Source organism: Acinetobacter sp. AB03 (genome assembly GCF_058107045.1).
This window is the reverse complement of sequence record NZ_JBUEBA010000002.1, coordinates 152,791-163,385: the sequence shown is the minus strand read 5'-3', so window position 1 is coordinate 163,385 and position 10,595 is coordinate 152,791. Positions and strand designations below refer to the sequence as shown.

Annotated in this window: 9 protein-coding genes and 2 pseudogenes; 8 read left to right on the top strand and 3 right to left on the bottom strand. The window is 38.3% G+C overall.

Translation table 11 applies throughout. From position 1 onward, the window contains the following. The first annotated feature begins 330 nt into the window (after positions 1 to 330). Positions 331 to 1,593, top strand: a complete 1,263-nt coding sequence (gene xseA, locus ACY3FQ_RS00940) for an exodeoxyribonuclease VII large subunit (RefSeq protein WP_004638739.1) — start codon at positions 331 to 333, stop codon at positions 1,591 to 1,593. Beyond that, a complete protein-coding gene (gene xseB, locus ACY3FQ_RS00935) occupies positions 1,586 to 1,783 on the top strand; it encodes an exodeoxyribonuclease VII small subunit (RefSeq protein WP_004638737.1) in 198 nt (65 codons plus the stop codon). The genes xseA and xseB overlap by 8 nt, the downstream gene beginning before the upstream one ends. Before the next feature lie 44 nt (positions 1,784 to 1,827). Here the strand turns inward: xseB and ACY3FQ_RS00930 are convergent. Further along, positions 1,828 to 2,030: pseudogene (locus ACY3FQ_RS00930) on the bottom strand (transposase); the annotation flags it as partial. A 261-nt stretch (positions 2,031 to 2,291) separates the two neighbouring features. On the opposite strand from ACY3FQ_RS00930, the gene otsB reads away from it, so the two are divergent. Next, positions 2,292 to 3,143: a trehalose-phosphatase gene (otsB, locus tag ACY3FQ_RS00925; RefSeq protein ID WP_005399582.1), complete on the top strand. Its 852-nt coding sequence runs from the start codon at positions 2,292 to 2,294 to the stop codon at positions 3,141 to 3,143. Then, positions 3,131 to 4,597, top strand: coding sequence for a trehalose-6-phosphate synthase (locus tag ACY3FQ_RS00920; protein WP_489773520.1), 1,467 nt, complete (start codon positions 3,131 to 3,133; stop codon positions 4,595 to 4,597). The genes otsB and ACY3FQ_RS00920 overlap by 13 nt, the downstream gene beginning before the upstream one ends. Positions 4,598 to 4,606: 9 nt before the next feature. Here the strand turns inward: ACY3FQ_RS00920 and ACY3FQ_RS00915 are convergent, their stop codons facing one another. Then, positions 4,607 to 4,921 carry a BrnA antitoxin family protein gene (locus ACY3FQ_RS00915; RefSeq protein ID WP_126034950.1) on the bottom strand — a complete coding sequence of 105 codons (315 nt, stop codon included), beginning with the start codon at positions 4,919 to 4,921 and terminating at the stop codon, positions 4,607 to 4,609. Next, on the bottom strand, positions 4,908 to 5,195 hold the full coding sequence (locus tag ACY3FQ_RS00910; protein WP_039890600.1) for a BrnT family toxin: 288 nt from the start codon (positions 5,193 to 5,195) through the stop codon (positions 4,908 to 4,910). Before ACY3FQ_RS00910 ends, ACY3FQ_RS00915 begins: the two co-directional genes overlap by 14 nt. Before the next feature lie 725 nt (positions 5,196 to 5,920). Between ACY3FQ_RS00910 and ACY3FQ_RS00905 the strand changes: the two genes are divergently transcribed. From ACY3FQ_RS00905 to ACY3FQ_RS00890, 4 genes and pseudogenes are all read left to right on the top strand, one after another. Continuing rightward, positions 5,921 to 7,045: an ABC transporter ATP-binding protein gene (locus tag ACY3FQ_RS00905; RefSeq protein ID WP_126034948.1), complete on the top strand. Its 1,125-nt coding sequence runs from the start codon at positions 5,921 to 5,923 to the stop codon at positions 7,043 to 7,045. 21 nt (positions 7,046 to 7,066) lie between these two features. Beyond that, the gene (locus ACY3FQ_RS00900) at positions 7,067 to 8,083 is read left to right on the top strand and encodes an extracellular solute-binding protein (protein WP_005401415.1); all 1,017 of its coding nucleotides are present in this window, start codon (positions 7,067 to 7,069) and stop codon (positions 8,081 to 8,083) included. A gap of 81 nt (positions 8,084 to 8,164) precedes the next feature. Continuing rightward, on the top strand, positions 8,165 to 9,793 hold the full coding sequence (locus ACY3FQ_RS00895) for an ABC transporter permease (protein ID WP_151836186.1): 1,629 nt from the start codon (positions 8,165 to 8,167) through the stop codon (positions 9,791 to 9,793). Between the two features lie 585 nt (positions 9,794 to 10,378). Continuing rightward, a pseudogene (locus ACY3FQ_RS00890) lies at positions 10,379 to 10,581 on the top strand (addiction module antidote protein). The last annotated feature ends 14 nt before the right edge of the window (positions 10,582 to 10,595 follow it).

The following is a 10,595-nucleotide window of genomic DNA, read 5'->3' as shown; positions in this document are numbered from 1 at the left end:
AAATCGAATAAAAAATGAAGAAAAAAAACCTGCAACTTGGGGAAGGTGCAGGTATAAACTGATATTAACTACCATGGAGAACTTAATACCAAATAATATACTTGGTTTATATTGAGATCTCATTCACATTTTATATCAAATTATCTAGTAACAAAAAAAGCCCATCAAATGATGAGCTTTTTACGGTAATTAAGTGAATTTCCATATGTACGTCCACTATAGAAGAAATATGCCATATACCTTGATCAAGGTCAAGTGAGCATATTCTCAATTTGCACTTATAGCTTTGCTTTAATACTATTCATCTAAGCACTTAAAATAATTGACCTAATGTCTGAACCTCAGTTTTCTCTTAGTGATTATCTATCCACAGTACAGGAAGTAATTCAAATTACTTTCAATGAGCCTGTATGGGTGAAAGCTGAGATCCGTAATCTAAATATTAAGGGCGGACATTACTATCTTGAGTTAGCTGAAAAGGATGAAAGTACCGACAAAGTTATAGCGAGTTGTAAAGGCACCATCTGGAAATTTATAGCTCAGAAAATGGTGCTTAAGTTTGAAAGAGAAAGCGGTATAGAGCTTTCAAAGGATTTAAATGTCTTGGTAAAAGTCAGAGCCAAGTTTGATCCTCAGTATGGCTTTTCGGTGAATGTTGAAGATATTGATTCAAGCTATACGCTTGGAGACATTGCACGGCGCTATCAACAAATTTTAGAAAGACTTACCTCTGAAGGCCTATTAAACAAGAACAAGCTCATCCCTACCCCTTTTGATATTCAGAATGTCCTGGTAATTGCTCCTGAAAATGCTGCAGGTCTAGGTGACTTCAAAAAAGATGCTGATGCTTTAGAAAAATCTGGTGTATGTCATTTCAAGTACTACTCAGCAACATTCCAAGGGAACACAGCTGCGCAAAGCATTATCACCTCTCTCAGTAATGGCCTCAGAGAATGGGCTACCGATTTCAATACACCACCTGATCTCATTGTGATTATCCGCGGCGGTGGTGCTGTAAACGACCTTGCCTATTTAAATGATTATGAACTGGCAGCATTGTTGGCCAAACGAACTGTTCCAATTTGGGTCGGTATTGGTCACGAAAAAGATCGTACGATACTAGATGAAGTTGCAAACCGTTCATTTGACACACCTAGTAAGGTAATTGGTGGGATTCGTAATCTAATTGCTGATCGGACTCAGGATGTCTTAGATTCATTCCAAACCATTAAGCTATTATCCCAACATCAAATCACAGCGTACCAAAGCCAAAATGATCAATACATGAGGATGATTAAGACGCTTGCGCATGGGCAAATCAATGAAGCAAATAAGAGCGTAGATTTGATGAGAAGCACCCTACATTACTTAGCCCAGCAACAGATCAAACTGGCAACGAATCAAGTCGAATCACTGATGCGTGAAACCTTAATTCAGAATCCAAGAAACGTGATGGCTAAAGGCTACGGAATTGTTCGTAATGAAGGAAAAGCTATTCGCTCTATTCAACAGATTTCAGGTGATAAAGTCCAAGTAGAATTACAGGATGGCACCATTCAAGCAAATGTAACGAAGGTAATTAGTAATGATTAAAAAAGAACTCTCTTTCAAGGAAGGCTATAAAGTCCTTAAAAAGAATGCGGAGCTATTGGAGTCGCAGGAAGAACCAGACATCGACAATTTAATGAAAATCGTTGAAGAGTCTATGGTTGCATACAAAGCCTGTAAAACACGTGTGGATGCAGTTCAACAGGCTTTGAATGAGACATTTAAGGAACAATAAGTTAATAATATGGGAAAATTTGATTTTACTTTTTTGGTCTACATTAGATGAAATAAGGATTTGATCATTAAACAACATTGGATGGATTTGTTCGAATAAGTTTGATTTCGACCATGCTTGCCTTGTGATTGTGCATACACTAGGTCTTTGGATCGAACCAAATGGCAATATTCCTACGATTAATGAGAGCTCGGTTATATACGGGCCAATTGGTTGTGCGGTAGATTTTGTGTGTAGGCTTCTTCATTTGAAAATTATATTGCTGAAGAAGCCTTCAAGAATAGGTTTATGCAATAAAGCGACTTCAACTTATACATCTTTGTGTAACAAAGCCATAATAAATATAAAAAAATGAATTCTTCTTAAACATGTAAAAAAGATTTACGATGTATGATAAGCATTAATAATGTAAATTACGTTCTGCTTGTGTTTGCTTATTGACAACCTAAGTATTATAAAAAAAATATCAGCCTATAATAAAATATAATTGCAATATGAGATATTAAAATTGAGAAATATAATAGATGAATCAATTTCACAATTAGAATATTTGAACTCTTTAAGAGATAAGCTTAACTCAAATTACAATAAGCCATGTCTATTCTTAGATATAGATGGAACTTTAGCTGATTTTCAATTAGATCCTACTGACAGTTATATTCCGACTAAAACTTTAAATATTTTAAGACAAATTATTTCAAATAAAATTCCTGTTATAGCTGTGACAGGACGAGACATTGATTCTGCACGTAAATTATTTGAATCCCTTGATCTTCCAATTGCTGCATTGCATGGATTAGAAATATATCTTGGAAATGAAAAAGAATTACGTACACCAAAGGGTTTCTTAGAAATTACACATATTCACAAAATTTTAGCTCGAGCATGTATCGCCTATCCGAGTTTACTGATTGAAAACAAGAAATCATCAATTGCATTGCATTATAGGAAAGCTCCAGAGCTAAAAGATATAGCAAAAAAAATAATATTAGAAGGTCAAAAGTTATTCCCCAACCTAAGATTAATTCAAGGGAAATTCGTTTATGAATTAATACCCGCTCAAGCCAATAAAGGCTTGGCAATCAAGGAAGTTTTAGCTCATTTAAACCAGTATGAGGTTTACACACCAATATTCATTGGCGATGACGTCACGGACGAAGATGGTTTTTATTTTGTGAATCAGGTGGAAGATGGCATCTCAATCAAAGTCGGTCAAGGGCTTACCTATGCGAAATACCAGCTTAAAGACACAAAGCAAGTACATAATTTTTTGGAATTATTTTTAGAACACACTCGGAACTGTGACAACAATGTTAAGGGTAACAACAACTTAGATGGAGAGAAAACATGTCTAAATTAATTATTTTATCGAATCGAGTCAGTATTCCCAATGGACAAAAAACTACAGCAGGTGGGCTTGCAGTCGCTATACAAGATGCATTAGATGATATTGGTGGTGTATGGGTCGGATGGAATGGCGAACGAGTTCATAAGCAAGAGGAAGTACATTTTAATATTCTTCGGAAGGATAAAGTTGAATATGTCACCTGCCCTTTAACAAATTCTCAATATTCAGATTATTATGCAGGGTTTGCCAACAATTCACTTTGGCCTGCCATGCATTATCGTCCAGACCTGATTGAGTTTAAAACATCAGAATACGAAGGATATCAAAAAGTAAATTATTTATTCGCTCAAAAACTTGCCGAAATTGCAGATCCAGACGATATCATTTGGGTCCATGATTATCATTTTTTAAGTGTGGCGAAATATTGCCGTGAACTCGGTATGCAGAATAAAATTGGATTTTTCCTGCATATTCCTTTTGCACCTTTATTTATCTGGCAAAAAATTCCATGTGCTCAACAATTGATTGAGGATCTATGCCAATACGATGTGGTGGGTCTACAAACAGATAAAGATCAAAAAGTGTGTATGCAAGTATGCACATCTTTATTGAAAGTACAGAAAATTCAACAAACGTTGTTAAGCTACCATCAACGTTTAACCATAATTAAATGCTATCCAATTGGGGTAAATCCGACAGCGATTCAAAAAGCGGCCCAGCAGTTTATTGATGTACAAGACTTCCTTACCCGCCCAGTAGAGCTGAATGCTGCAAAAACTATTATCGGCGTAGATCGGATTGATTATTCAAAAGGTTTACTGGAACGTTTTTTGTCCTATGCAGAGTTCTTAGAGAAATATCCTGAGTATCAGCAGCATATTCAACATTTACAAATTGCTTGCCCATGCCGTTTGGAAGTTCCAGCTTATCAACGTTTATTTGAGCGTTTCAAGATTAAGATCGAGATGATTAATCAGGAATTTGCACAGGAAGAGTGGCAACCCGTGGAATGTATTTATGATGCAATAAAACATCATCATTTGATGCAAATCTATCGTCAAGCCGATGTGTGCTGGATCAGTTCAATACGAGACGGGATGAATCTGGTTGCGAAAGAATATATTGCCGCGCAAAATCCATCAAATCCTGGTGTACTTATTCTATCCAAATATGCAGGTGCTGCAGAGCATATGTCAGAAGCACTACTGGTTGATCCTACCGATAAAACGGCAATGGTCGATGTATTAAAAACAGCACTGGAAATGCCACGACAAGAACGTATTTCACGCTACAAACAACTAATGAAAGGTTTAAAAGATTTTGATATTAATGACTGGCGCAATGCATTTCTTAACGACTTACAGAACAAAACTGCTATGCAGGATTTCAGATTCCTGGGAATGCGTAACGTTAACCCTATTTATCAAAATTTAGTGTTTTTTAAAATTAAAAAAGGGAGCTTATAGCACCCTTTTTTATCGATGATTTTTACGTTCATTTAGCATTGCTTCACGTAGAATTTTGTTCATACGTGTTTGATAGCCTTTACCTTGCGATTTCAACCATGCTAGTACATCAGCATCTAGACGAACTGAAGTCTGTTGCTTCACTGGACGATAAAATTGCCCATGACGAACTGCATTACTCCAGTCGGTTATTTCTGGAATATCAGATAGGTCTAATTGATCATCAGGCACAGTTCCCTTAGCAAGCAAGCGTTTAATTTCAGCATCTTGCTTGTCACTGAAGTTTTCATTCAGCTCTTTGCGTGTATATCTAACCATGCTCATATTGATTTCGCTCCGCTTTAGTGACTTGTCTTGCACTAATAATTCGTATGATTTCACAGTCATCTTCATCAAAGATGGTGTGAGCAACTAACAGCATTAGTACGCCTTTTACCCTACCAATGGTTTGCCAACGTTCTTCGCCATTGGTATGTCTGTCTTGGATTGAGATCCGCAGAGGATCTTCAAATACAAGGCTTGCAGTTTCAAAAGAGATATCATGCTTTTTCTGTTTCTTTCGATTCTTAGCCTCATCCCATTCAAAATACTGTTCCATAAAAAACATTCAAATTTGTATATACAATAATGTATCACAAAATTGTATCACTCAAGTTGAGAAGCGTAATTTTTAGTCAAATTTATTGGCAAGAACTATCAAAACTGCTTATAAAAAAGCCGACTTGTTTCCAAGTCGGCTTTGCGGGTTTGCGTCCCAATTTTTTTATAGCATAACTTTTTGAAATATAAAACTATTTTTATATGCGTTTCGTATAACGCCCATTATGTTAAATTGATGATAATGTGTTCAATTAGGAGAGCTTTTTCAGATTTTCTACCTATAGTCGACTTAGACATTACCCATCCACGAATCATTCCAGCAACAATACAAATTGCTAAAAATAAAGGGAATGAGCCAAAACCTTGAGGTTTATGTTGAAGGAATCTAATGATATGAAAATAAGAGCAAAACTACTTCCCTATCCAAGACCACCATAGAAGAAGATCCATTTAAATTTTTTGTTTAACACTGATTCATGTGTCATTTTTGGATTTTCTTTTGATATAAAAATAAACACCTAGTTCTAAAAATATAAAATAGGAAAAGTTTCGTAAGAGAGTTGTTAGAAAGCTAGACTCTCCAAAAATAATATCTCACTTCTTTCGTTTATATACCCATACTCAATTTTAATATTTTATGTTGTATCAAACTGATAAAAATTCTCTACATGAGAAAGATTATTAGTTATTATTTAGTGAAGAAAATAGCACTGCGAGTTGAACATGAATGTCTATGCAGAACATTCAAACAATGTATTAACTATTAATAAATTAAGCAAAAAATTCGGCTCACATTTTGCTGTTAATCAAGCCACATGGTCTGCAACGAGTGGGCAAATCATTTGCTTACTCGGACATTCAGGTTGTGGTAAAACCACCATGCTACGTTTGATTGCAGGTTTAGAAGAACCGAGTAGTGGCTCAATTCAGCTTGAACAAAACATTCTTTGGAATGAAGAACAGCACATCCCTGCAGAAGCACGGAATATTGGTCTGGTTTTTCAAGACTATGCGTTGTTTCCGCACCTGAATGTGCTGGAAAATGTGATGTTTGGGTTAAAAAAGTTCTCAAAACAGCAGCGACAAGAAATTGCAGAACAAGCCTTAAAACATGTTTCCATGCATCATCACATGCATAGTTATCCATACACCTTATCGGGTGGAGAACAACAGCGCGTTGCTCTGGCGCGTGCTTTGGCTCCTAAACCCCATGTGTTACTCATGGATGAACCTTTTTCTAATCTGGACCATCGGCTACGTGATCAAATCCGCCAAAGTACGATTGACCTTTTAAAAAAGACAGCAACCACTACTGTTATCGTAACGCATGATCCGGAAGAGGCTTTGCAAATTTCTGATCAAATTATATTGATGCATCAAGGGAAAATTATTCAGATCGGCACACCTAAGCAACTTTATTTGCAGCCCTCAACCCTGTTCGCGGCACGCTATTTTTCTGCTTTGAATGAAATACCGGCCAAGCGGTTAGATCATCAAATCAAAACAATTTTTGGTCACATCGCACTACCTGAAAACTTAGCATATGCTGAAAAATCGATTTCCTGTTGTTTCCGTCCGCATCAGGTACAGGTTTGTAGAGAACCAGTCGAAGGCGCTGCCGCAGCAAAAGTCATTTCATCCAGTTTTATGGGTCACGCTTACCAGTTACATCTGCAACTTGCTGCTGAGTCGACCATTTTATTGGCTCAAGTTGACCATCTCCAGCATTTTTTTGAAACTGAACAAGTCTATGTATCCGTAGACTTAACAGCATGTTTCTTCTTTGCATCCGATGACGACTCTAACATAGCCATCACATCTCAGCTTGAACAAGCAGTTCAGGTTTAAACTCTGTTAAGGAAATAAGAAATGAAATCACTATCGAAAGTTCACCTTCTTTTAACTGGTCTAGTTGCCTTTAGCTGTAACTGGGTACATGCAGCTGAAGTCAACCTTTATACCACACGAGAACCAGTTCTAATTCAACCTCTTTTAAAAGAGTTCAGCCAAAAAACTGGGGTGAAAGTCAATACTGTTTTTATTAAAGATGGGTTGCTTGAACGCGTTAAAGCTGAAGGCCGACGTTCGCCTGCAGATGTGATGCTCACTGTCGACTTTGGGAATTTGGTGGATTTAGTCGAAAGTGGTTTGACGCAACGTGTAGACTCAAAAGTATTGAACAGCTCAATTCCGGGTAATTTACGTGCTGCAAATGGGCACTGGTATGCATTGTCAATGCGTGCACGTGCAGTTTATGTTTCTAAAGAGCGCACTCCCATCACTGCTATTTCTTATGAAGATTTGGCTAGTCCAAAATGGAAAGATAAGATCTGTATCCGTTCCGGCAGCCATCCTTATAACACAGGTTTAATCGCAGCCTATATTGCCCATCATGGTGAGAAAGAAGCTGAAAAATGGTTACGTGGTGTAAAAGCGAATTTAGCACGTCCTGCGAGTGGTGGTGATCGTGATGTAGCACGGGATATTCTCGGCAAGATTTGCGACATTGGGGTAGCAAATACCTATTATGTTGGCACCATGCGCACAGGTGATGCAGAGCAACGACGTTGGGGCAATTCCATTAATGTGGTTTTACCGCGATTTGAAAATGGTGGTACACACGTCAATGTTTCAGGTGCCGTCGTATCTAAATATGCGCCCAATCGTAAAGAAGCAGTACAATTGCTCGAGTTTTTAGTCTCTGACCATGCTCAGGCGATCTATGCGAAAAGCGATTTTGAATATCCAGTGAAACCTGGGGTTAAAATTGACCCGATTATTGCAAGCTTTGGCAAACTCAAGGTGGATTCAATTCGCTTAAGTGAAATTGCCCGATACCGCAAAACAGCCAATCTTTTGGTTGATAAGGTACAGTTTAATCACTAAATCTCGCTCGACTTACAGGGAGGATTTACTCTCTCTGTAAGATCAGGTTTGTTTCCACCTCTCATCATACCTAGATCTTCAATGCCAAAAAAGAAATTTGAATTTAGTTCGTTATTTTCGCTAAGTGGACTATTGACGCTTCTCGCCTGTTTACCCGTCCTTGCTTTAGTTTGGACAGCACTGCAAGGCAATAGTGATATTTGGGAACATCTGATTCGCTATGTTATCCCACCTACATTGGTAGAAACATCTTTACTTCTACTTGGTGTTGGTCTACTGACCATTCTTATTGGCACAGGAAGTGCCTGGATCGTCACGGCTTATCAATTTCATGGTCGAGCTTTTCTCGACTGGGCACTACTGTTACCTCTTGCAGTACCCACCTATATCATTGCCTATAGCTATATCGATATTCTGCATCCCATTGGTCCCGCCCAAAGCCTGCTGCGAGACGGGTTGGGGTTAGACATGCAACAGCTATGGTTCCCTAATATCCGCTCGGTGTGGGGAGGAATCTTTTTATTAAGTTTCGTCCTTTATCCCTATGTCTATTTAAGCACCCGCGCAATGTTTTTAATGCAGTCAGCAAGTCTGATTGAAGTCGCACGCAGCTTGGGACTGAAACCCGATCAGGTCTTTTTGAGAGTCGCGATGCCACTCGCTCGACCGGCAATTGCAGTGGGCACCAGTCTGGTTTTAATGGAAACCATTAATGACATCGGTGCAACAGAGTTTCTTGGCATTAAAACACTAACGTTATCCATTTATTCAACATGGATCAACCAGTCTGATCTGGCAAGTGCCGCACAGATTGCCATTTTTATGCTCATGATCATTACCTTTTTAGTGATCATAGAAAGGTTGGGACGACACAAACAGCGTTACATGAACTCGGCTCAACGCAGCCGGCTGATGTCTCCTCAACCCATTAAAGGAACCAGAGCGCTAATATTATTCGGGCTTGGACTTATCCCTGTTTGTATTGGGTTCCTCATCCCGTTCAGCCATTTATTGGTGGAGTCTTATAAACGTATTCAATACGCTGGTTTTTCTGAATATTTATTACAAACTTCGATGAATACCCTTACCTTAGCCAGTATCGCCACATTCATTACCATCCTTATAGGTTTCTTGATTGTCAGCGCTGCACGATTTAGCCGAAATACCTGGTTTAGTCGTATTGCAAGTTTAGGCTATGCCATTCCGGGTACTGTGCTCGCAATCGGCCTTATGCTGTCGTTGGGTGCTCTCGATCATGCGGTGGCAGATTTTCTTGAATTCAAGCTCGGCATTTCTACAGGGTTACTATTTTTGGGTACTAGTTTCACTTTGATCTATGCCTATGCTGTTCGTTTTCTGGCCATTTCGATTGGTGGAATAGAGTCTGGATATAACCGGATCCATGGGGTTATTGATGATGCTGCACGCAATTTAGGACAGAACAGACGGGGTATTTTATGGCGAGTTCATTTCCCACTTTTACGCCCTGCGATCATCTCGGCTGCATTATTGATCTTCGTAGACTGCATGAAAGAATTGCCTGCCACTCTGTTACTAAGACCACTAAATATGGAAACGCTTGCTACACAGCTATATGCGGAAGCCTCAAGAGGCACCTATGAAGATGGTGCAATAGCAGCTTTACTCATTGTATTGGTTGGCTTAATCCCAGTTATTTTACTTGCTCGAATGGGTAAAACTGGCCGATAAAATAGCTGTTATAGCGAAAGAAATACACAAAGCAATGTAAAAAAGCTGATTAAACAGCTATTTTTCATATGTCATAAATATATTCCATCGCTTATCCTTTTGACGGTTATTGAGAAGATATATTTTTTAAGGGGAGTTTAACGACTGTAATACAGGCACACATTGCTTGATAATTTGGGAATAACGCAGCAAACCTAAAACCCTGTTCTGACCTGCTACAATCACGAAAGCTTTCATTTTTTGGGACTGAATTAGGCATTTTAATTTCAGCTTGCAAGTGCAGTAAAGCAGAAATCATGGCTTGTTAACTACCAAACGCACACAGGGTTCTTCAGCACCGTATTCACGGTGATATAAGAACCATATAATAATTGCTGAGGCCACAATACAAATAAAATATCCTTTTACAGTGATAATAATTCTTACCTCATGTGCAACGCACCAACTTGTCCAAGGTGCAATAAAAACCGAAAATCAGACCGTCAGTAAAAGGGAGGCATACTCTAAAATAACATAAAAGGGTATTTTATATGTTTTGCACTTGTGACGTCAGGTGACACAAGATTTGTCATTGAACGACACATAATGTTATTCCCGTCTAATTGCGATGCGGCATTTATAGCTAAAGCTTTGGGAACTATCGCAAAGGTCAAAGGGATGACTCAATTGTCTGAAGATACTGGTCTAGGTGAGAAAGCCTTTATAAAGTTCTTTCTCGTGAGGTTAACCCTAGTTTCGATACTATGATCAAAGTTGTAAAAGCATTTAATTTACGGCTAGCAATTTAACAGTGAATATTTAA